17 protein-coding genes and 8 tRNA genes are annotated in these 21141 nt (G+C 61.8%); 20 read left to right on the top strand and 5 right to left on the bottom strand.

Annotated elements, in window-relative coordinates; all coding sequences use genetic code 11:
• Positions 1–12 precede the first annotated feature (12 nt).
• From ychF to LA321_RS11805, 9 genes are all read left to right on the top strand, one after another.
• Positions 13–1104 carry a redox-regulated ATPase YchF gene (gene ychF, locus LA321_RS11845; protein ID WP_026457962.1) on the top strand — a complete coding sequence of 364 codons (1092 nt, stop codon included), beginning with the start codon at positions 13–15 and terminating at the stop codon, positions 1102–1104.
• A gap of 712 nt (positions 1105–1816) precedes the next feature.
• Positions 1817–1893 (top strand) — tRNA-Met (locus LA321_RS11840).
• An 8-nt stretch (positions 1894–1901) separates the two neighbouring features.
• Positions 1902–1976 (top strand) — tRNA-Gln (locus LA321_RS11835).
• A gap of 146 nt (positions 1977–2122) precedes the next feature.
• A tRNA-Gln gene (locus tag LA321_RS11830) sits at positions 2123–2197 on the top strand.
• A 41-nt stretch (positions 2198–2238) separates the two neighbouring features.
• Positions 2239–2313 (top strand) — tRNA-Gln (locus tag LA321_RS11825).
• 39 nt (positions 2314–2352) lie between these two features.
• Positions 2353–2429 (top strand) — tRNA-Met (locus LA321_RS11820).
• Between the two features lie 44 nt (positions 2430–2473).
• Positions 2474–2548: transfer RNA gene (locus tag LA321_RS11815), tRNA-Gln, on the top strand.
• Between the two features lie 38 nt (positions 2549–2586).
• Positions 2587–2663: transfer RNA gene (locus LA321_RS11810), tRNA-Met, on the top strand.
• 7 nt (positions 2664–2670) lie between these two features.
• Positions 2671–2754: transfer RNA gene (locus LA321_RS11805), tRNA-Leu, on the top strand.
• 165 nt (positions 2755–2919) lie between these two features.
• On the opposite strand, the gene LA321_RS11800 is transcribed toward LA321_RS11805, so the two are convergent.
• Positions 2920–4752 (bottom strand): SLC13 family permease, encoded by a 1833-nt coding sequence (locus LA321_RS11800; RefSeq protein WP_042025638.1) that lies wholly within the window; start codon positions 4750–4752, stop codon positions 2920–2922.
• A gap of 260 nt (positions 4753–5012) precedes the next feature.
• On the opposite strand from LA321_RS11800, the gene pnuC reads away from it, so the two are divergent.
• The 7 genes from pnuC (at position 5013) to LA321_RS11765 (ending at position 12199) form a co-directional block, all read left to right on the top strand.
• On the top strand, positions 5013–5729 hold the full coding sequence (gene pnuC / locus LA321_RS11795; RefSeq protein WP_042072244.1) for a nicotinamide riboside transporter PnuC: 717 nt from the start codon (positions 5013–5015) through the stop codon (positions 5727–5729).
• A gap of 3 nt (positions 5730–5732) precedes the next feature.
• Positions 5733–6458, top strand: coding sequence for a nucleoside phosphorylase (locus LA321_RS11790; RefSeq protein WP_042072245.1), 726 nt, complete (start codon positions 5733–5735; stop codon positions 6456–6458).
• Positions 6459–6562: 104 nt separating this feature from the next.
• Positions 6563–7234 carry a Crp/Fnr family transcriptional regulator gene (locus LA321_RS11785; protein ID WP_042072246.1) on the top strand — a complete coding sequence of 224 codons (672 nt, stop codon included), beginning with the start codon at positions 6563–6565 and terminating at the stop codon, positions 7232–7234.
• Positions 7235–7265: 31 nt separating this feature from the next.
• Positions 7266–7592, top strand: a complete 327-nt coding sequence (gene yqfB / locus LA321_RS11780; protein ID WP_042072248.1) for a N(4)-acetylcytidine aminohydrolase — start codon at positions 7266–7268, stop codon at positions 7590–7592.
• An 86-nt stretch (positions 7593–7678) separates the two neighbouring features.
• Positions 7679–8599 (top strand): alpha/beta hydrolase, encoded by a 921-nt coding sequence (locus LA321_RS11775; RefSeq protein ID WP_042072418.1) that lies wholly within the window; start codon positions 7679–7681, stop codon positions 8597–8599.
• A 75-nt stretch (positions 8600–8674) separates the two neighbouring features.
• Positions 8675–9424 carry a DUF1266 domain-containing protein gene (locus LA321_RS11770; RefSeq protein WP_042072250.1) on the top strand — a complete coding sequence of 250 codons (750 nt, stop codon included), beginning with the start codon at positions 8675–8677 and terminating at the stop codon, positions 9422–9424.
• A gap of 3 nt (positions 9425–9427) precedes the next feature.
• Entirely contained in the window at positions 9428–12199 is a 2772-nt protein-coding gene (locus LA321_RS11765) for a J domain-containing protein (RefSeq protein WP_042072252.1), read from the top strand.
• Here the strand turns inward: LA321_RS11765 and LA321_RS11760 are convergent.
• Positions 12196–13869, bottom strand: a complete 1674-nt coding sequence (locus LA321_RS11760) for an Hsp70 family protein (RefSeq protein ID WP_042072253.1) — start codon at positions 13867–13869, stop codon at positions 12196–12198. The two genes, LA321_RS11765 and LA321_RS11760, sit on opposite strands and share 4 nt — an antisense overlap.
• A 233-nt stretch (positions 13870–14102) precedes the next feature.
• On the opposite strand from LA321_RS11760, the gene LA321_RS11755 reads away from it, so the two are divergent.
• The 3 genes from LA321_RS11755 (at position 14103) to LA321_RS11745 (ending at position 17551) form a co-directional block, all read left to right on the top strand.
• The gene (locus tag LA321_RS11755) at positions 14103–14423 is read left to right on the top strand and encodes a DUF1622 domain-containing protein (RefSeq protein ID WP_042072256.1); all 321 of its coding nucleotides are present in this window, start codon (positions 14103–14105) and stop codon (positions 14421–14423) included.
• A 428-nt stretch (positions 14424–14851) separates the two neighbouring features.
• Positions 14852–16399: an ABC-F family ATP-binding cassette domain-containing protein gene (locus LA321_RS11750; RefSeq protein WP_042072259.1), complete on the top strand. Its 1548-nt coding sequence runs from the start codon at positions 14852–14854 to the stop codon at positions 16397–16399.
• A 12-nt stretch (positions 16400–16411) separates the two neighbouring features.
• On the top strand, positions 16412–17551 hold the full coding sequence (locus LA321_RS11745) for an MFS transporter (protein ID WP_042072261.1): 1140 nt from the start codon (positions 16412–16414) through the stop codon (positions 17549–17551).
• Between the two features lie 62 nt (positions 17552–17613).
• Here LA321_RS11745 and LA321_RS11740 read toward each other — a convergent pair whose 3' ends face one another.
• Complete coding sequence (locus tag LA321_RS11740; RefSeq protein ID WP_042072262.1) at positions 17614–18978, bottom strand: MDR family MFS transporter; 1365 nt, start codon at positions 18976–18978, stop codon at positions 17614–17616.
• A gap of 168 nt (positions 18979–19146) precedes the next feature.
• Between LA321_RS11740 and LA321_RS11735 the strand changes: the two genes are divergently transcribed.
• On the top strand, positions 19147–19743 hold the full coding sequence (locus LA321_RS11735) for an HAD family hydrolase (RefSeq protein WP_042072264.1): 597 nt from the start codon (positions 19147–19149) through the stop codon (positions 19741–19743).
• Positions 19744–19807: 64 nt separating this feature from the next.
• Here LA321_RS11735 and LA321_RS11730 read toward each other — a convergent pair whose 3' ends face one another.
• Both LA321_RS11730 and LA321_RS11725 read right to left on the bottom strand, forming a co-directional pair.
• Positions 19808–20068: a hypothetical protein gene (locus LA321_RS11730; RefSeq protein ID WP_042025658.1), complete on the bottom strand. Its 261-nt coding sequence runs from the start codon at positions 20066–20068 to the stop codon at positions 19808–19810.
• Positions 20069–20306: 238 nt separating this feature from the next.
• Positions 20307–21104 carry a DUF1338 domain-containing protein gene (locus LA321_RS11725; protein WP_042072265.1) on the bottom strand — a complete coding sequence of 266 codons (798 nt, stop codon included), beginning with the start codon at positions 21102–21104 and terminating at the stop codon, positions 20307–20309.
• Between the last annotated feature and the right edge of the window lie 37 nt (positions 21105–21141).

Here is a 21141-nt window from a genome sequence, read left to right as displayed (position 1 = left end):
AGGTAACAATCCATGGGTTTTAAATGCGGTATCGTGGGCCTGCCCAATGTAGGCAAATCCACCCTGTTCAACGCGCTGACCAAGGCCGGTATCGAAGCCGCCAACTTCCCGTTCTGCACCATCGAGCCGAACACTGGCGTGGTGCCGATGCCGGATCCCCGTCTTGATGCCCTGGCCGAGATCGTCAAGCCCCAGCGTGTCCTGCCAACCACCATGGAATTCGTGGACATCGCCGGTCTGGTTGCCGGTGCCTCCAAGGGCGAGGGTCTGGGCAACCAGTTCCTGGCCAACATCCGTGAAACCGAAGCGATCGGTCACGTGGTGCGCTGCTTCGACGACGAAAACATCATTCACGTTGCCGGCAAGGTCTCCCCGGCCGATGACATCGAGGTGATCAACACCGAGCTGGCCCTCTCCGACCTGGATGCCTGCGAGCGCGCCATCCACCGCCAGGCCAAGCGTGCCAAGGGCGGCGACAAGGATGCCAAGCTGGAAGTGGAAGTGCTGGAGAAGATCAAGGTGGCCCTGGAAAACGGCCAGATGATCCGCGGCATGAAGCTGGACAAGGAAGAGCTGGCCGCCGTCAGCCACCTCAACTTCCTGACCTTGAAGCCCACCATGTACATCGCCAACGTGGCGGAAGATGGTTTCGAGAACAACCCCTATCTGGACAAGGTGCGTGAAATCGCCGCCGCCGAGAACGCGGTAGTGGTCGTGGTCTGCTGCGCCATCGAGGCGGACATCGCCGAGCTGGATGATGAAGACCGCGCCGAATTCATGGCTGATCTGGGTATCGAAGAGCCGGGCCTGAACCGGGTGATCCGCTCCGGCTACCAGCTGCTGAACCTGCAGACCTACTTCACCGCCGGTGTGAAAGAGGTTCGCGCCTGGACCATCCCGGTCGGCGCCACTGCCCCGCAGGCGGCAGGCAAGATCCACACCGACTTCGAGAAGGGCTTTATCCGTGCCCAGACCATCGCCTTTGAAGACTTCATCACCTACAAGGGTGAGCAGGGCGCCAAGGAAGCGGGCAAGATGCGCGCCGAAGGGAAAGACTACATCGTCAAGGATGGCGATATCATGAACTTCCTGTTCAACGTCTAATCGCGTTTCCCTTTGCCACGGGTCAACAGGCCCGGACCAAGGTAATACGGCAGACAACCAGAAGCCCATCCGGCAACGGATGGGCTTCTTCTTTAGCGATTCCCCCTGTTTCTTCTCCATCCTCCCTATCCCCCAGCCCCTTGAGCAACCCCTGCTACCCTGCGTTTACTGTGAGGACAGCCCTACGGATGAGAGCGACATCCAACAGCAGGCCAGCACGGGATCCGCCCCCCTGCCACTGAGCCCTCTATTACCTTGCCCAGAGGAGCAGCGAAAATCCCCACCCCCTCTGCCCGATTGAAGCAGGCAAAAACGGCCTCACAGCATATTTGCCTACAGCAACCCGATACAAAGCGCATTTATCTCCCAGCCGGAGGCACCAAACGGCTGATTTTAAACGATGCGACTCATGGAGAATGATCATTGTGACGACAGAATCCATGGCAAAGGGCTGCAAGCTCGCTCTCTTCACCCTAACCTCATGACAGTGCAGCAATTCCACGCCCGAGTTTTGCTGTATCCTGCTTGCCGAAAGAGTGGGAATGATTTAAAAAAATGCAGATTGTTGGGCTTTTGCGCAACAGAGGCCAATAACTGGTCAAACGCACTCAAATTGAGTTTTTCTGGCAAAAAAAGGGTTGACGCCCCAGAGCCAGATACGCATAATTCGGCCCGCACGGTGACGAGGTAACGACTCACCGGAAGCAAGGTTGGCTATGTAGCTCAGTTGGTTAGAGCATCGCACTCATAATGCGGGGGTCACAGGTTCGAATCCCGTCATAGCCACCATCTCTAGTTGGGGTATCGCCAAGCGGTAAGGCAGCGGGTTTTGATCTCGCCATTCCTAGGTTCGAATCCTAGTACCCCAGCCATTATTTCAGTTGCCGGCATATAGGTGTTGGTGACAGGTCAAGGGAAGCCGTGATGAGTGTTGAACTCGTCAATGTGTCCAGGTTCAAATCCTGGTATCCCGGCCACTGTTAAAAGATGTTTGATAGATTCTGTCAGGCATCGCTGTTGGGGTATCGCCAAGCGGTAAGGCAGCGGGTTTTGATCTCGCCATCCCTAGGTTCGAATCCTAGTACCCCAGCCATTTTTTAAAGATGTTTGATAGTCTCTGTCAGGCATCACTGTTGGGGTATCGCCAAGCGGTAAGGCAGCGGGTTTTGATCTCGCCATCCCTAGGTTCGAATCCTAGTACCCCAGCCATTTTTCTGTTCTCTTCCACTCAGGTGGTTGATAACAAACGGCTATGTAGCTCAGTTGGTTAGAGCATCGCACTCATAATGCGGGGGTCACAGGTTCGAATCCCGTCATAGCCACCATTTTAAAATGTTCCTTTCAATCTCATGATTGTGAAGAACGCTGTTGGGGTATCGCCAAGCGGTAAGGCAGCGGGTTTTGATCTCGCCATCCCTAGGTTCGAATCCTAGTACCCCAGCCATTTTCTGTTCTCTTCCACTCAGGTGGTTGATAACAAACGGCTATGTAGCTCAGTTGGTTAGAGCATCGCACTCATAATGCGGGGGTCACAGGTTCGAATCCCGTCATAGCCACCATCAATTTGCGGAAGTGGCGAAATTGGTAGACGCACCAGATTTAGGTTCTGGCGCCCTAGGCGTGAGAGTTCGAGTCTCTCCTTCCGCACCATTGAAAGCGTCATCAAACAGACCAGCTCAGGCTGGTTTTTTTGTATCTGGCATTTGCCTCTTCCCCCCCAGTTCTCTCTTTTCTCCTTTTCGATTGTCACGACGCCCATCGTCCGGCTTGCCCATAAAAAAGCGGCCCGCAGGCCGCCATCGTTCAGGTTCCAGTTCAGAACGGGAAAAACCAGGGGATCGCCACCACGCTCACCCCCATCACCAGCAGGGTGAAGGGAACGCCGATGCGGATGAAGTCAGCGAAGCGATAGTTGCCAGGCCCCAGCACCAGGGTGTTGACCGGTGACGAGACCGGCGTCATGAAGGCAGCCGAGGCGGCAATGGCAATGGTCATGGCAAACGGATAGGGAGAAACCCCCATCTGCTGGGCCGTGCCCAGTGCAATGGGTGCCATCAGCACCGCCGTCGCCGTGTTGGAGATGAACAGCCCGATCACGGCGCACAGGGCAAACAGGCTGGCCAGCATCACCCTGGGCCCCATGTTGCCCACCAGCGCCATCAAACCATCGACGATAAGATCCACCCCGCCAGTCTTTTGCAGTGCCAGCGCAAAGGGGAGCATGCCGACGATAAGGATCAGGGTTGGCCAGTGAATGGACTTGTAGGCACTCTCCATATCGATGCAGCGGAACTTGCCCATCAGCAGGCAAGCGATAAGGGCCGCAATCACGTTGGGCACGGGATCGGTCACCATCAGCAGTATCATCACCCCGAGCGCGATCAGGGCGTGAATGGCCTGACTGCGGGCGGGCGCCATCTCGTCCACCTCGGCCGGTAGCCCCATCAGCAGAAAATCGCGGCTATGGGTCTGCAACTGCCGGATATGGCTCCAGTTGCCCACCACCAGCAGGGTATCCCCCATCAGCAGCGGCTCGTCCACCAGCTTGCCCGCCAGCGCCTCCCCGTCGCGGCGGATCCCCACCACACTCAGGCCATAGGTGGAGCGAAACGCCACCTCGCGGATGCTCTTGCCCAGCAGATTGGATTCGGGAATGAGGGAGACCTCCGCCATACCCACCTCCCGCGCCTGATCCGAGAAGTATTCGCCGCGCAGTATCATGGGTTCGAGCCGCGCCTCGCTGCAGAAGTGGCGGACATCCACCCCGGGATCGGACATGTCGATCAGCAGCACGTCCCGGGCCTGAAACTCGCTGATGCCGGAGACGGGCACCATCACCCGCCGGAATTTTCGCCAGCGCTCCACCCCGATGACGTTGGCGCCAAAGCGGGCGCGCAGCTGCAGCTCGTCCAGGGTATGGCCAATCAGGGGGGAATCGGGCCTCAGCCCCAGCCGGCGGGCCCGACCGGTCAGGCGATAATCGCGGATAAGATCGCGCAGGGTGCGCCGCCCCGGCCCCTTGCTGACGCCGGACTCCCCCTGCCGCACCAGGGAGCCACGCACCAGCAACATGTAACCCAGGCCGCACACCAGAATCAGGGCCCCAAGAGGGGTGAAGCTGAAGAAGGTAAAACCGTGGATGCCATGGCGCATCATCTCGCTGTTGACCACCATGTTGGGGGGCGTCGCCACCAGCGTCATCATGCCGCTGATAAGGCCGGCAAAGCCGAGCGGCATCATCAACCGGCCCGCCGGTATCTCCATCCGGTTCGCCACGCTCAGCACCACGGGAATGAAAATGGCCACCACGCCGGTCGAACTCATCACGGCGCCGAGGGTCGCCACTGCCACCATCAGCAACACCAGCAAGCGGGTTTCGCTGTTTCCCGCCACCTTCACCAGCCAGTCCCCCACCTGATAGGCGATGCCGGTGCGTACCAGCCCCTCCCCCACCACGAACAGGGCGGCGATCAGGATGACGTTGGGGTCGCTGAAGCCTGCCAGCGCCTCCTGCAGGGTCAGGGTGTCGCTCAGCACGAACAGGATGACCACACCGAGGGCGACCACATCCATGCGCACCTTGTTGGTCATGAAGAGATAGATGGCCCCGGCCAGCAGGCAGAGCACCCAGATCAACTCGGAATTCAATGACACCTCCTTTTTACCGCCCGGTTTATCCTCCCGAAGAGTGGACTCTATCAGACCACAGCCTGAGCGCTATCGTCTTGCTGCACATCAATAAACCCCGGCCCCTGATGAGCCATAACTCATCAAGGCTTGAATAGGGACATCACTGGCGATTTCTTTGATATGACGCAAGCCGGGGGCGGACAAAAGTCCTGCCCCGCGATCCGCATCGGCCCTAGAATGGCCACCTCGCGTCATTCCACACTGCCAAGGACAAGCAAATGAGCATATTCGAGTGGTTCAGTATCAATCACACCCTGGTGACCATCCCCCTGGGCGGTGGCTACGCCATGTCATGGATCGAAGCCATCGGCACCCTGTTTGGGCTGGCCTGCATCTGGCTGGCCAGCCAGGAGAAGACCATCAACTACCTGTTCGGTCTCATCAACGTCACCCTGTTCGCCATCATCTTCTTCCAGATCCAGCTCTACGGCCTGTTGCTGCTGCAGCTGTTCTTCTTCTGCGCCAACCTCTATGGCTGGTACGCCTGGACCCGCCCGACCAACGATCAGGGTGACCACCTGCAGATCCGCTGGCTCAGCAAACCCAAGCTCATCGCCACCGCGCTGGTAAGCGTGCTGGCCATCGCCCTGCTGACCCGCTATATCGACCCTGTCTTTGCCACTTTGGCTCGCACTTCTGTCTCCCTGCTCAACGCCTTCGGCGCCGGTCTGACGCTGCCAGAGCCACAGCCCGACGCCTTCCCGTTCTGGGATGCCACCATGACGGTGCTCTCCGTGGTCGCCCAGATCCTGATGACCCGCAAGTACGTGGAGAACTGGATCCTGTGGGTCGTCATCAACATCATCAGCGTCGGCATCTACGCCGCCCAGGGGGTCTACGCCATGTCCCTGGAGTACCTGATCCTGCTGTTCATCGCCGCCAACGGCACCCGCCTCTGGGTGTTGGCCGCCAGACGCCAGCAACAAGGGGCCTGAGCCATGACCCTGTTACCCCATCTGCAATGCCGCCCGGATCAGATTGCCGAACGGGTGGTGCTGTGCGGCGACCCGGCCCGGGTCGACCGCATCGCCAGCCAGCTAGAGCAGTGCGAGTCGCTCGGCCAGCATCGGGAATTTCGCCTGCTCAACGGTCACTACCGGGGGCAAGCCATTACCGTCTGCAGTACCGGCATCGGCGGGGCTTCTGCCATCATCGCCCTGGAGGAGCTGGTGCAATCCGGCGCTCGCACTCTAGTCCGGGTCGGCTCCGCCGGTGCCCTGCAGCATAAGATAGCGCTGGGGGATCTTATCGTGGTGGAAGGGGCCATTCGTCATGACGGCGCCTCCCTGGCCTATCTGCCCGCCGAGTACCCCGCCTGCGCTGATATTCGGCTGCAAGCCACCCTGCTCGACCATATCGCCACCAGCGGCCATCCCCACTGGCACGGGCTGGTGCGCTCCCACGACAGCTTCTACCGGGATGACGAGCTGGCAGTGTGCCGCTACTGGCATCAGCGGGGCGTGCTCGGCGCCGACATGGAGACCGCATCGCTCCTGACGGTGGGGCGCTTTCGCCAGGTGCGGGTCGCCGCCGTGCTCTGCAACGTGGTACCGTTCGAACAGGATGTGCAGCAGGGGGTGGGCGACTACGCCAGCGCCGAGCAGGCCATGATGGCTGCCGAGCGGCTCGCCGCCACCGCCGCCCTCGAGGCACTGGTGCAATAACGCCGCAAACCGTTAACTGCGGCACATCCCGCCTGACGCGGGCTGGTATCCGGCCCGCGCTCTTGCTAGCCTCATGCCCCTTCATCCGGTTCATCAGGTTTGCCATGCAGCGACAGCCCTACCCCATCGGGCGCTTTCACGCCGAACTCAAGGCCCTCGAACCCCGCTTTGCCGCGGCGCTGGCCGAGTGCAGCCTGCATCTGCGCCGCTATCTGCCGGGGGAACCCATCATGTGCCAGGGGGAGCAGAGCGAATGCCTCTATCTGGTGGAGAGTGGGCGAGTCTCCCTCAACAGCACTGTGCACTCGGGGCGCATCTTCCAGCTCGGGGAAATCGCCTGCCATCACCAGATCTTCGGCGAGATGGAGTTCTTCAGCGCCACCCAGGTGCAGTGGAGCGTGGTGGCCGAGACCGAGCTGGATGCCAGCGTGATCTGCGCTCACAAGCTGGCCCAGCGGCTGCTGGATGAACCCGCACTGACCCTTTTCTTCGCTTCGGCCCTGGCCAGTGACTACCTGGATACCCTGGAGATCACCACCAGCCGCTTGCTGCACCCCATCGCCTACAACATCGCCTTCGAGCTATGGCGCGAGCGCCAGCGCACCCCCATGCTGGGGTCGCGCAAACGGGCCCGTGAGGCGGCGCGTTTCGGCACCACGGAGCGGGTCTATCGCCGCGCTCTCAAGGAGCTGATCGAGCAGGGGATCCTGAGCGAGGGGCCCGACGGCCCCGCCATCGCCGATCTCGACAAGCTGCGTGCCTATCTCGACCTCTGACCTTTATTTGTTGCTCACCATCGGAGTCACCATGTCTGTTTCCAGCTACCCCGAGTTCACCTTCTTCAGCCGTTTCGTGGCCGATATCCAGGCGGGCCGCAAGACCATCACCATCAGCGACGAGAGCGAAGCGGGCTGGCAACCGGGCCAGCGCCTCGCTCTTTTCACCAACCCGGAGCACCAGCCGTTTGGCACCATAGAGGTACTGTCGGTCACGCCGGTGGCCTTCGACGCCCTGAGCGAGGCACACGCCCGCCAGGAGAACATGACCCTGGCCGAACTGAAAGAGGTGATCCGCGCCATCTATCCCGCGCTGCCGCCACTCTATGTGATTGAATTCAAACTGGTTGAAACCTGATTTTGTGAACCGCCGCATGCCGCTTCGCTTGTGCTCCCGAATAGGAAGCGCACAATGCCTGTTTTTATATACAGGCATTGTGCATCATGGAGAAACAACTTGAACCGGCCATTGCAGCCATGGTGGCAGACTTCATTGCAGCGGGTTGCCCCAAAGCGAGTGATCTGAGCTGGGAAGAGAGGCGAGCAGGCTACCTCGCCTCTGCCGAACTGGGTGGCGAACGGGAGGAAGTAGGCTGCATCGAAGAGTGGCAGGCAGAGCATTATGCCATCCGCCTCTATCAGCCCGTCGCTCCCTCACGCTCCCCTTCTCCTGCGCTGATCTACTTTCATGGCGGCTGCTTTGTCAGTGGAGAGTTCGAAACCCACGACCGCCAGATGCGGATGTTGTGCAACCGGGCCAATGCGCTGGTGTTTGCCATACACACCCGCCTCGCCCCCGAGCATACCTATCCGGCCGCCCATGATGATGCCCTGGCGGCAACCCTTGCCATCATGGGTGATATCACAAAGTGGCAGGGAGACCCGAACCGCATCGTGCTCGCCGGGGACAGCGCAGGCGGCCATCTTGCCCTCGTGACCACCTTGCGCCTCAAGAAGAGAGGCGCCCCGCTGCCGGCCGCCCAGATCCTCATCTATCCGATGCTCGATGCCCAGGGAGAGAGCGAAAGCTATCGCCAATTCGGTGACCACTACCTCATCACTCGCGACATGCTGTTAAGCGGTTTTCAGGCCTATCTGGGCAAACTGCCCGCCAGCGATCCGCAGGCGAGTCCGCTCCACTACCCTGCCCTTCAAGGCCTGCCACCTACCCATATAGTGACCGCCGAATACGATCCCCTGCGGGACGAAGGAGAGACCCTCTATCACAAGCTGCTGCAAGCGGGGGTGAGCGCCACCTGCCAGCGGCAACTCGGAGTGATTCATGGTTTCTTCCAGCTGGCAGGAGTCAGCCCGGCGGCTCGCCAACTTATCGCCCGGCTCGCGGCACTGATAAAGGAGTTATAAAACAGCTGCAATTGCATCCATTTTGGTCCGACTTTATAGTCTACAACTTGTTCCAAACGCGACTGGCTTACGACCATGTTTAATAGTGCCAACCTTGCTCCACACGAAAGATGGTGGCTGACTTTGACCTCGCCGCAGATCGCCTTCCAGACCGAGTGGCGGGAATACCTCAAGCCCACCTCCCTGCGAGAGGGGCTTGAAGAACCCGATACACTCGCAGAGGACTGGGGCATTGAGAATCGTCTCGACTTGCACCGGCAGGTCCGTCAGCTGGCCTTTGGCGACTGTCACGGGCATCTCATGCTCGAGGAGTACGGCGCCTTTCATTGCCTGCAACCGAGCCAGTGGCAAGCCATGCGAGAGCGCGCAACCTCGCCGCGTCACCGCGCCTCACTCGACTTCGTGGCTCGTACCGCCCCCTATATCGGCCCTCATGGTGTGCAGGCGTGGGACTATGGGCGCGCATCCTATCTGACCCGGGAAGGACTTAGATTAGGTTGGGTAAGCGAGGAAGAGTTCGGCTTTATCCACAACCATCTCGCCCACCAGGCTCGCCGGCGTTACCACTCCTGGGAGCAGTACACCCAGGCCTGGTATGCCGGCCGCTGCCTCTGGAAATTCAGCCATGAAGAGGGGGAGCCGGAGCAAGCCGCCCAGGCTCTGCTGCACGGCTGGATTGCCAGGGAGATGAGGACAATGCTGGCCGATGCGCTCAGGGATAAGGAGAACCCGATCCACGGACAGAGCTGGTACGAGGTCCCCCTACCCGACATAGAACAGCCCCAAAGCCTCATTGACCTCCTCAACAGCGAGCCGCAGGAATAAATCATGGATATCTGGCAACGACTCGGGCTTCAAGAGACCGACGATCTGGCCGCTATCAAGCGCGCCTACCATATCAAATTGCGTGACTGCCACCCGGAAGACGATCCCGAAGGCTTCCGCCTGCTGCGTGAGGCTTATGAAGAGGCCAGCCGGCCGCGTCCGGCCATGAGTGACGCCTCGAAGCCACAGACCGAGCTGGTTCGTCCGGCCGACGCCGCTGAACTGACCGCCCTGTTTGAACTGCTTGGCGATGCCAGCCGGCGCTTTGTCATGACCGAGTGGGATAAGTGGCAGACATCGCTGCAGTCGCTTTCGCTGGTCCAGCAGAGCCAGCTGTCGGACGAGGTGCTGCAACGCATCTTTCAATGGCAATGGCTGCCGGCACCGGTGATCGAGCGGCTCTGGCAAGCGCTCGACTGGGCGTCACTGCTGCGCCTCGCCGGCGACATGCAAAAGAAGGGGGAGTTTCTCGACTGGTGGCGTCAGGCGCCGCTGGCAGCCCCTCTGGAGTGGCTTGCCACCCTGGACCACGCCCGTCAGCGCGCCGTGCTGGCCTTCTATCAGCCGCTGCTGCTGTCACTGGAGGCCGGCGATCGCAACGGCGTGTTGGGGCTCATCTATCACTATGCCCTGCCCATCGTCGGTGACCACCCGGATCTGCTCCGGCTGCAGTTGCGCGCGCTCCATGCCGCCGGCACTGACGGCGATGCCACCCACCGTCTTGCGCTCACCCTGGCTCTGCTCGAGCAGGATCACCTCAGCGAAGATGACTGGCACCTGCTCTCCGACGCCAGCCTGCGCTGCGGCAAGGAACAGCTGGTGATGCAGGTTGCCGGGGCACTGGAAGAAAAGGGCCACGAGGCGCTGCTCGCCAATCACCTCATCCAGTGGCACCTGGGCAGCGATCAGGCGCTGGCCCGCTGGCTGCAGGCATTCGCCACCGCCCAGAAGTGGCCCACCTCGCGCAGCGCCTATTGGGAGCCCCAGTGGCTGATGCTGCCCTGGCAGCAACCGGACCCAGTGGAAGAGTGGCTGCACGACCAGATGCTGGGGTTTGACAATATGCCGCTCACCGCCCTGGCGCTGGACGCGCTACCCGGCACACGCGGTGCCCTGGCCCGCCTCTGGTGGCACAGCGAATATGGCACCTGGCAGGCACTGGAAGCGGCACTGACACAGCCCGAGCTGGCCGAGGCCGAGGGCGGCTGGCAGTACCTCGCACGCCTGCTGCAACGCCACGCTCACCGCAAACTGGCCGAGCGGCCAGCACTGCCCCTGCTTGACACACTGCTTGCCCGCTATGGCAGCGATGACTGGCTCGCCACCTCGCCACCCAGTGCCGAACAGATTGCCTGCGCAACGCCGGAGCAGTGGCTCGAGTGCCTGCGCCGCTATCCGCTGCTGCCTGACGCCTGGTTCCAGGCCATCGCCCAACGTGCCAGCAATGAAGAATGGGATGAGCGGATGATGCAGGGGATGCATCTGGGCGCCCGTCTCTCCCATCAACGCTACTACAGCGATACGGTGCTCGGTGATGCCTGGCATGGCGAGAGCTGGCCCGGCTGTTTTCGCTGGGCGCAGTTCTACTATGCCCGGCCCTGGACGCCGAAACAGCATCTCGACGCCATTCGCCAGTCGATGGGCTCACTGCCGGCCAGTCAGGAGGACACCCCGCTCTCCACCCTCCTGCGTCTCTGTGCCCAGCCCACCCTATACCAGGCTGCCATCATGGACGCCTGCGCCCGCTGGCCGCAGCAGTACGTGTTGTCGCTGGAGCTGCGCAACCAGACCGAACTCCTCAAACGCTCCGATGTCGGCGACGAGGCGCTTCTCGAACGCGCACGCTTGAACGAACTGCCCGCCCTGGCCGCCCTGATCGACCGACGACTGGATAACGAACCGGATCTGGCCTGCACCATAGTGCTGTGGAACCTGCTGCTCAGCCACAAGGCAAGCAACGAGGCCTATGGCTACATTTTGACACCGCTGCGCGAACGGCTCGAAAAACTGCGCCAGGCACTGGGATTGGCATTGGAAGTCTACCCCTACGCCGAAGAGTCGCTGATTTACGCTTACCTGCATCAAGACCCCGACAATATCACCACGCTGGAAGAACTTGAGAAACACCACCCGAACGAAGCGGCGGCCAAGTTTGTCTATCCCGTCTGTTATGCCCTGGCCATGCTGGCTCATGATTTTGGCAGAAATGGCTTTCAGGCCCGTCAGCTCGACCCGCTTTACAAGCAACGGGACGACCTCACGCCAGCCCAGCAGGAGGTGCGCTCTCTGGTGCAGGGCTATCTGGAGGACAAGCTCAACGCCCAGCTTGAACATGACAGGGCACACGCCAGAAAGCGTTTCAGGCTACAAAGCGGTGCACAGCTGATGTTCGTCAGCATACTGTCCGCCATCCTGCCCTACTTCGTGTTTCCACTGGAACCATCCCTGCGCGAAGTCCTCGCCTCCGGCTCACCCTATTGGGTGGAATATTATTCCCTCGGTCTGGATATGGCGGCGATGCTGTTCATGAATCTCTATCTGATGTGGCATATCTGCCGAGCCCAGACACGTCCGCGTACCAGTCGGAACTATCTGATCTGGAGCCTGATCTGGCTAGCCATCGCGTTCTACATCAACAGCGCCTGGCTGGCGGTCCCCCTGTGGCTCGGCCACCTCGTCATGAGCAGCCGGCTAAGACCGGGCGCACTGCGCCGTGGCTGGCCCAGGGAGTTCTACAAACAGGGCAGGATGTCGCTGAGCGACATCCTCGACTAGTGCCACTGCTTGAGCAGTTTGTTCATCTGCTGGCGGAACGAGTTGATGACTTGCGGGTCCTGGCTGGCCAGGACCCGTTCAAACTGCAGCAGCCACTGTTCGACCTGGCGCCGCTCGTCGCCGATGCTCTCTTCATAGAGTTGCTGTAATCGCTCGCTCAGGGTCAGATTGGGCAACGCATCGCGCGGATGCTGCTTGAGGCGTGCAAGCCGCTCGCGGCTCTCCCGCTTGCCCTCTTCGGTCACGCCAGCCGGACTTCTGTCTATCACCTTCTGGAACTGCTCACCCGAGTTCACCAGGGTCACGTCCACCTCCAGCATGCCATTGATGTCGTAGCTAAAGCGCACGTCCACTTCCTGAATGCCCTTGCCAGTCGGCAACGGGATCTCGAGATCGTCCACATGCAGGTTGTCCCGCACCCAGAACCGCTCCCCCTGATAGATGCTGATGCAGACGGACTTTTGCTGTTCATGGCCGCTGTGGTAGCGCTCTACCCGTGAGGCCGGCACCACTATATTGCGCTCGAGGATGGGACTGAACACGCCACTCTGATCCCCCTGATTAACCGCAATCCCCAGGGTAAAGGGACAGACGTCGGTCATGATGAGCTCTTCCACCGCACTGTCGCGCAGACGGCAGGCTGCCTGGATGGCAGCCCCCATGGCGACCACCCGATCCGGATCCAGCTCGTGGCGGCCAAAGCGGCCAAGCAGGCGCACCGCCGTTTGCTGCACCTCGCTCTGGCGGCTCGCCCCACCGACAAAAATCAGTTCGTCGACCTCGTCGGGCCGCAGGCGCGCATCGGCGAGCGCCTGGCTCAGCGGCTTGCGCAGCCGGTTGAGGGTCTCGCGCCAGATGTCGGCCAGCTCGCTTTCGGAGAACCCGAGCGTCCGGTTCCACTCCGCACCAAGCTCGACCTCAAGGCCGCTACCACTGCGATGACGTTTGGCCCGCTCGCAGGCCAGATAAACTTGTCCGAGTTGGGAGAGCGTCAGTTCGCCGCGATCGGTGTCGAGCCTGCCAAGCACCGCATCGACCAGATCCTGGGTAAAGTCCTCGCCACCGAGCCGGTTGTCTCCCGCCGAGGCTCGTACCTCCATGATGCCATCCTGATACTCCACCACGGTCACGTCGAAGGTGCCGCCCCCCAGGTCAAACACCAGAAAGCGGCGGCTGTGCTGCTCGTGCAGGCTGTAAGCCATGGCGGCGGCCGTCGGCTCGTTGATAAGGCGCACGGCATCGAGCCCGGCCAGCTCGGCCGCCAGCCGCACCTGCTTGCGCTGCTGATCGCCAAAATAGGCCGGCACCGAGATGACCACTTCGCGTACCCCGTGGCCAAGCCAGACCTCGGCATCCGCCTTCAGACTACCCAGTATCAAGGCGCACAATTCGGTCGGGTTGTACTGCTCCTTGCCCAACCGGTAGCGCCGCTCGCTGCCGAGAAAACGCTTGAAGTGGGAGGCGGTATTGGAGGGATGAGTCAGCAAGCGGGTGGCTGCTGCCTGGCCCACCAGCAGGGTATCGTCCTCACCGATACAGACGATCGATGGCGTCAGCTCCTCCCCATGGGCATTGGGAATGAGGTGAGCCTTGCCCTCCCGCCACACGGCAATCGCGCTGTTGGTTGTCCCCAGATCGATGCCGATGGCCGGCGTCGGAACCGCTGTCATGACGATACCTCTACGTATGTTGAGTCGATTTCAGAATCTGGATTGTCGCGATGGAGATTGTTCGCAGTCAAGTGGAACTCTATCTTTGAGCCCTTTTGCTCATCCTCATTGTCCATTTCCGGGCCGGACGCATTTGGCCTTTATGGATCAATATGTTAATAACATGGGACTCGTTTTTATCAGGAGGGTGCCAAGTGACAGACTGGTTGGCGTTAGCCCAGTGGAAGGAGGGCATGCTGCACGGCGTGGAGCTGGTTCAGTTTTCCCTCGAACTCATCTCGGTGGCCTGCGTGGTCATCGGCCTTGGCAAGACCCTGCTGCTGGCCCTGCGCCAGCGGGATCATGAACCCGGCTTCCCGCGCATCCGCCTCTGCTTTGGCAGCTGGCTCATTCTGGCGCTGGAGTTCCAGCTCGCCGCCGACATCCTGGCCACCACCATAGCCCCGAGCCAGGAGGAGCTGATCCGTCTGGCGGTGATCGCGGTGATCCGCACCTTTCTCAACTACTTCCTCGGCAAGGAACTCGAGGAGCAGCGCGAGCAGCAGAAAACCTGATATGGCGGCGCGCCGGTTGTCGGGATGAAGCCTGGCGCTGGCAGCAAGCCTTGCCACCCCGAACCTGGCGGCCAAAAAACTCACGGGTTGACGCACGGGCGCAAGCTGGGTATTTTGCGACCAGAATTTTTGTTGGACCGCTTTTCAATGTTGTACATCCTGTTCAAATGCTCGGTCAGGAGGCTGTGCTCCGTGCACTAACACGATGAAGTGTTGCCCGGAGCCCATCGACTGAATCTTCATCAGCTGCGCGAATTCCCTCTCTTTGGGAGGTTGCCCCGCATCTGATGAAAACAGGAGACACAGGCCGGCGAGATGCTTCATCGCCGGCCTTTTTGTCTCTGCCATTTGGCAGCGTTTCACCTTGCTGAGACGGGGGGCCGGTACGTCGCGTACCTGCCCCCCGTTTTTTTATGGATGTTACAACTATGAGTGTGCTCACTATCCACAACCTGACCTATCACATAGGCGACAAGACCCTGTACCAGCAGGCGAGCTTTCGTCTCCACGCCGGCGAGCATGTCTGCCTCACCGGCCACAACGGCGCCGGCAAGAGCACCCTGCTCCAGCTGATTCAGGGGGAGCGCCTGCCAGACGGCGGCGACATCCTCTGGCAGCCCGGCATCAAGGCGGGCTATCTCGACCAGCACGCCGCGCGGGATGGCCACCTCACCCTGCGGGGCTACCTGCAGTCGGTGTTCGCCGACCTCTATGAGGCGGAAGCCGAGATGCTGGCCCTCTACGCCGACCCCGAACTGGGGCCGCGGCAGCTGGCCCGGGCGGCCGATCTGCAGGCGCACCTGGAGAGCCAGGGTTTTTACCAGTTAGATCCGCGCATCGACGAGGTAGCAGCCGGCCTCGGCCTGACCCAGCTCGGCATGCAGACCCTGCTCGCCAATTTAAGCGGCGGCCAGCGCCACAAGGTGATGCTGGCCGGCCTGCTGCTGCGCACGCCGGAGGTGCTGCTGCTCGACGAGCCGACCAACTATCTGGACACGGCCCACGTCGACTGGCTGGCGGGCTACCTGGAGCGCTTCCCTGGTGCCTTCCTGGTGGTCTCCCACGACCGCGCCTTCGTCAATCGCATCGCCACCGCCATCGCCGACATCGACCGCCAGCAGATCCACACCTATCGCGGCAACCTCGACCAGGCGCTGGCCCAGAAGGGCGCCGCCGAGGCGCTGCACGCCCGTCAATACCAGGCCCAGCGGCGAAAGATCGACAGGCTCGAGCAGTTCATCGCCAAGAACGGGGCCGGGGTCAACGCCAGCATCGCCAACGGCCGCAAGAAGCAGCTGGCGCGCATCGAGCGCCTGGCGGCCCCCGAGCAGGCCAAACCGGTCACCCTCAGCTTTCGCACCGCCCAAGGGGGCCACCCGCAACTGCTGACCGCAAGCGAGCTGGAGATCGGCTACCACCAGCCCCTGCTGGCGCCGCTCAGCCTGCAGTTGCGCCGCGGCGAGAAGGTGGTGATCGTCGGCTTCAACGGCATCGGCAAGTCGACCCTGCTCAACACCCTGACCGGCCGCCTCACCCCGCTCGCCGGTGAACTGGCCCTGGCCCCCGGCCTCAAGTCGGGTTACTTCGAGCAGGCGCTGCACTGGCCAGACCCCGCGGCCACCCCGCTGGCTCTGGTCAAGGCCGCCGCCCCCGGGCTGGATGACAAGGGTGCCCGCCAGCAGCTGGCGCGCCTTGGCATCGGCGGCAAGCTGGCCATCCAGCCCATCAGTGCCCTGAGCGGCGGTGAGCAGACCCGGGTCAAGCTGTGCCGACTGGCGCTGCAGCCCACTCATCTGCTGATATTGGATGAGCCGACCACCCACCTGGATGCCGGCACCAAGGCCGCCCTGCGCCAGGCCCTGTGCGACTACCCGGGTACCGTGCTCGCCGTCTGCCACGAGCCGGCCTTTGTGGCCGACTGGCCGGATCGGGTGGTGGACATCCAGCAGTTCGCCGCCGTGTCGACCCAAGCTTAAGGAATAAAAATCATGTTACTGAAAGTACTGCTGTTTTTTATTGCATTTCTGGTCGGGGCCGATGAGCTGATGCTGGGCCCCCTGCTCGCCCCCATCGGCGCCGAGCTAGGGGTCGCCCCGGAGCGGGTGACTCTGTTCATCACCGCCTACAGCGTGGCGCTGGCCCTCATCGCCCCCCTGCTCGGCGGCCTGTCGGATCGCCACGGCCGGCTGCGGGTGATGCTGCCGGCCTCCCTGCTGTTTGGCGCCGCCTCGGTGGCCACCGGCCTGGTGGCGAGCTTCGAGGTTGGGCTGGCGACCCGGGTGATCACCGGGCTGGCCAGCGCCGGCATGCTCCCCATCGCCTTCGCCATGGCGGCAGACGGCGCGCCGGCCGATGCCATGAAGCGCATCGCCTGGGTACAGTCGGGGCTCACCCTCGGCATGATCTCGAGCCCGGCGGTGGGCGCCCTGCTGGCCCAGCTCAGCAGCTGGCGCACCCCCTTCATCGTGCTCGGCCTCTGTGCCTGGGCCGTGGTCGGCGCCTTGGCCTGGCTCACGGCGCGCACGCCACAGGTTCATGCGAGCGGCACGCACCCCGCGGTGCAGGGCTCGGTGCTGGCCATTCCGGGGGCGCTCGGCGCCCTGCTCGCCATGGGGTTGGGATTGGGGGGCGGCATCGGCCTGTTCAACCTGGTCGGCCAACACCTGCACGACAGCCAAGGGCTGCCCGTCTGGTCGGTGGGGCTACTCTACGGCGCCCTTGGCGTTATCAGCGTGGTCGGCAACGTGCTGATGCCGCGCCTGGTCGGCTATGTGGAGAGCGGCCGCCCCCTGATGCGCGGCGCCCTGGTGGTGTGCGCCCTGGTCAGCGCCTTCTTCTACCTCTATCCGGCCGGCAGCCTGGCCAGCCTCGCCCTGCCGCTGGGCCTGTGGGCGCTGGCCGGCGGCATCGGCTCGCCGGCACTGCAGGGCTACATCGCCCAGCTCGCCCCGGCCCAGCGCGGCATGCTGATGTCGCTGGCCATGACCCTGATGCACCTCGGGGTGGCGCTCTGGTCCGCCGTCGCCGGCTTTGCCTACAGCGCCGGCCCCATGGCCATGGCCCTGCTGGCCCTGCTGCTGTTTGGCGGGGCCATCCTCGCCCTGCGCCCGGTGCGGCTGCCGGGCTGAGTACAACAGGCACAATGACAAGAGGGCTCCCGCTGGAGCCCTTTTTATCTATTGCCTTGCCATCAGGCGTGCATGTCGGCCAGCTCGTGGCGTTTCAACGCCAGTAGCGTGATGAGCAGTGCGGCGCTGGCGATCAGCGCCATGCCGATATAGGTGGTGCTGAAACCCGGGGCCAGCACGGTCGGGCTCAGGCTGGCCAGATTGTGGCTGGTGCCTGTTGGCAGGGCGGAATGGAACAGCACGGCGCAGATGGCAACCCCGACCGCGCCCCCCAGCTCCCGGCCGAAGTTGAACAACGACATGCCGATGCCGCGATCCTCCCGTGGCAGGGCATTTTGCACCACCACCGAGAGGGCGGGCAGCACCAGTCCCAACCCCAGGCCCGCAAAGCCGAGGGCCAACCTGACCCAGGCGTCGAAGTGGATTTGCCACAGAGCCAGCGCCGCCAGGGCAAACCCGACCACCACGAAGCGCTTGTAGCGGCCGGTGTGACTAATGAGCTTGCCACCGACGAAAGCCCCGACGGTGATGCAAACCATGAAGATCACCAGGCTCACCCCGCTCTCGCTGGCACTCATCCCCTTTTGCCATTGCATCTGGAGGGGCAGATAGACCAGCATGGCGAACATCAGCAGCTGAGAGAGCATCGCCAGCAGCACGCTCACCAGATAACCGGGCAGCCGCGCCAGATGGGCCGGCAGTATGGGGTCGTGGGCACGGCGTTCGATCAGGATCAGCAACAACAGGGCGAGCACCAGGGCGGCGGCCAGCCAGATGGCGGGCAGGGCGGTTTCGGGCGACAGCAGCAACAGAGTCAGAGTGGTGACCGTGATGAGCAGGCCCGCCCCCTTCCAGTCGAAGCGACTGTGGCGACGCACATTGAGCTGCTTGAGGTTGCGGTTGATGAGCCAGAGGGCGAGCGCCCCCAGTGGCAGGTTGATCCAGAAGATCCAGCGCCAGCTCAGCTGCTCGGTAAAGTAGCCGCCGAGCAGGGGCCCGGCGATGCTCGAAACCGCATAGACCATCGAGATATAGCCCTGATACTTGCCCACCTCCCGCGGCGGTATGGTGTCGGCGATGACGGTGAAGGCGAGCGCGATCAGCCCCCCTCCCCCCATCCCCTGCAGCACTCGCGCAGCCAGCAAGGTCGGCAGATCCTGGGCCAGTGCACAGGCGACGGAACCTGTCAGAAACAGTCCAATACCGATGTTGAGCATTCTCACCCGGCCGAACTGATCGCTCAGCTTGCCATAGAGAGGGAGCACTGCGGTGGCAGCCAGCAAGTAGGCGGTGACCACCCAGGTGAGAGCGGCACCGGCGTTCAGCTCGGCGCCTATCATGGGCAGCGGCGTGGTGACTATGCTCTTTTCCAGTGAGCCCAGGGCGATCACCAGCGCCACGCTCGAGAAGATGGTTTTTGGGGACATGGAACGACTCGCTATTCAGGCTGGCCAACTCGGCCTATCACGGGCAGATCATTGTCACACAAATCAGCAAGAGGACAAAAATGGCCCTCCCCCGCACAACCATGAAGCAGATCCCACTCATGCCGCACCCAATCTGCTAGTCTGCCCCATTTGCTCCGAGGAACCACCATGCATGCCTACGACAGCTTTGCCCATTACGACGCCCTGATCTTCGACATGGATGGCACTCTGGTGGACTCCATGCCCCTGCATCTGGACGCCTGGGCGCTCACCTGTGCCGAATTCGGCATCCCCTTCGAGCGCGCTCAGCTCTACCAGTATGGCGGCATTCCGACCCGCAAGATCATCGCCATGCTGGCCGAGCAGCAGGGGCTGACGGTCGACGTCGAGGCCTTCGCCCGGCGCAAGATTGCTCTCTATCTGGAACAGATCGATCGGGTCAGCGTCTTTCCTGCCATGTGGGAGCTGGTCCGGCAGTGCCACGGCAAGATACCTATGGGCATTGGCACAGGGTCGCCGCGCAATCAGGCGGAGTCGATCTTAAAGAGCACCGGGCTCGATGCCTATATCCAGGTGGTGGTGAGCGCCGATGATGTGAGTAACCACAAACCACATCCGGACACCTTCCTGGAGGTGGCCAGACAACTTGGGGTCAATCCGGCCAACTGCCTGGTCTTTGAGGACACCCGGATCGGGATCGAAGCCGGCAAGGCGGCAGGGATGGAAACCATGCTGGTGATTGAGGGAGAGCCGGATCCGCGATAGTACAGATTGAGCGAACGCTCCCCACAAGCGAGGAAAAGAGAGGCGATTGGCCGGGAAGGCGGGATCAGACTCCCGACACGCCGGTTATGGTAGCAGGGTGCGAGTTGGCCACATAAAAGTCGTCATGTGCCCCGGGTGCGTTTTCCATCTCCTCCTGACTTTGCAGTTGCGCCAGGGCGGCTGCCGGACTGTCGGCAAAGGTGGGGGCCGCGAGGGGGGAAAAACCCTGTTCAATCAGCTGGCCACGCTCGTCACCATAGCTGGGCGCATTGGCATCGAGATAGGTAAGAGCCTGACCTTGCTTGAAAAAATGATAGTAAGGCATCGAACGACCCCCCTAAAAAGAAAGCGCCATTCTACCCCTTTTCCCATCCCTGCCCGGGACGCAATTGGTGATCCCCTTCACAATTTGGCCAACAAAATGGACATACTTACAGGAGCCTTTCCCTCTCTCCCATTCTCGACAACTGTCCCCATTCTCTCGCCAGCAATAAAAACGCCTCCTGAAAGGAGGCGTTGCTTATGTCACTCTGGTTATCGCCGCATGGGCGACGAGAGCGTCGTTACATGGCGTTGGTGGATTCGAAAATCTTGTCGGCCGACGCCTCGACGAAACCCGGGTAGAGGGTGCCGTCGGCCTGCGGGTAACGCAGGGCAAATTCGTAGAAGCAGCTCGGGATGGTGTGTACACCGTCGCTGAAGGCCACCTCGGCCTTGTCCGCCATGGTGGAGGATTGCTCCAGCATCACCTGCGGGTCCCCTTTCACCTCGCCACCCACGCTGTTGAGCACGAAGCCGGCTGCTTTCAGCACCCCATTCACCTGCTGAATAGTGTCGAATTCCTTGAGCTGATTGATGTTGACCGTGAAGTGGTTGGCTCGATAACCCCAGGCAGCCATCCAGGCGGCGTACTCGCTCTCCGCCAGCAGGGTCTGGTAGTCGGCCCAGGAGACCTGCCAGGGGGCACCGGCATAGAGGAAGGCATGGGTATCGGTCAGATGGTCGGGCACCTGATCCACCAGCTTGTGAATGATGGCCTGGGCCGCCGGAGAGAGCTCCTCCACCTTCAGCTCGCTGATGAACACCTTGGGAGCGTCCGGATCCTTGTGCTCGAAGTGCTTGGCGTAGAGCTTCTTGGCCTTGAACTCATACTCCCCCTTCTGCTCGTAACCGAGCGCCAGGAAGTGGGCCGCCAGCTTCTCCAGCCCCAGCTTGGGCAAGTTGTAGGTGCGAAACGCCACGTGGTCGTTGATGATGGGCTCGCCGCCACCCAGCAGTGCGTGCACCTTGAGGGCGCTCGGCGTCACCTTGATGTAGTTGTCCCACAGATGACTGAACAGGGTATCGATATCCTTTTGCATCTCTCTTTCCTTTGATTGCGGGTACAGACAAGGGCAC

Source organism: Aeromonas enteropelogenes (genome assembly GCF_020097295.1).
Lineage (GTDB): Bacteria > Pseudomonadota > Gammaproteobacteria > Enterobacterales > Aeromonadaceae > Aeromonas > Aeromonas enteropelogenes.
This window is presented reverse-complemented; position numbering and strand designations above follow the sequence as displayed.

Excerpts from the sequence above, each read along its gene's own strand:
- LA321_RS11790 (WP_042072245.1), top strand. The coding sequence starts at position 5,733 with ATGACCCTGTTACCCCATCTGCAATGCCGCCCGGATCAGATTGCCGAA.
- ychF (WP_026457962.1), top strand. The coding sequence starts at position 13 with ATGGGTTTTAAATGCGGTATCGTGGGCCTGCCCAATGTAGGCAAATCC.
- LA321_RS11725 (WP_042072265.1), bottom strand. The coding sequence starts at position 21,104 with ATGCAAAAGGATATCGATACCCTGTTCAGTCATCTGTGGGACAACTAC.
- LA321_RS11755 (WP_042072256.1), top strand. The coding sequence starts at position 14,103 with ATGCTGCACGGCGTGGAGCTGGTTCAGTTTTCCCTCGAACTCATCTCG.
- LA321_RS11765 (WP_042072252.1), top strand. The coding sequence starts at position 9,428 with ATGGATATCTGGCAACGACTCGGGCTTCAAGAGACCGACGATCTGGCC.
- LA321_RS11775 (WP_042072418.1), top strand. The coding sequence starts at position 7,679 with ATGGAGAAACAACTTGAACCGGCCATTGCAGCCATGGTGGCAGACTTC.
- yqfB (WP_042072248.1), top strand. The coding sequence starts at position 7,266 with ATGTCTGTTTCCAGCTACCCCGAGTTCACCTTCTTCAGCCGTTTCGTG.
- LA321_RS11740 (WP_042072262.1), bottom strand. The coding sequence starts at position 18,978 with ATGTCCCCAAAAACCATCTTCTCGAGCGTGGCGCTGGTGATCGCCCTG.
- LA321_RS11745 (WP_042072261.1), top strand. The coding sequence starts at position 16,412 with ATGTTACTGAAAGTACTGCTGTTTTTTATTGCATTTCTGGTCGGGGCC.
- pnuC (WP_042072244.1), top strand. The coding sequence starts at position 5,013 with ATGAGCATATTCGAGTGGTTCAGTATCAATCACACCCTGGTGACCATC.
- LA321_RS11770 (WP_042072250.1), top strand. The coding sequence starts at position 8,675 with ATGTTTAATAGTGCCAACCTTGCTCCACACGAAAGATGGTGGCTGACT.
- LA321_RS11730 (WP_042025658.1), bottom strand. The coding sequence starts at position 20,068 with ATGCCTTACTATCATTTTTTCAAGCAAGGTCAGGCTCTTACCTATCTC.
- LA321_RS11760 (WP_042072253.1), bottom strand. The coding sequence starts at position 13,869 with ATGACAGCGGTTCCGACGCCGGCCATCGGCATCGATCTGGGGACAACC.
- LA321_RS11750 (WP_042072259.1), top strand. The coding sequence starts at position 14,852 with ATGAGTGTGCTCACTATCCACAACCTGACCTATCACATAGGCGACAAG.
- LA321_RS11735 (WP_042072264.1), top strand. The coding sequence starts at position 19,147 with ATGCATGCCTACGACAGCTTTGCCCATTACGACGCCCTGATCTTCGAC.
- LA321_RS11785 (WP_042072246.1), top strand. The coding sequence starts at position 6,563 with ATGCAGCGACAGCCCTACCCCATCGGGCGCTTTCACGCCGAACTCAAG.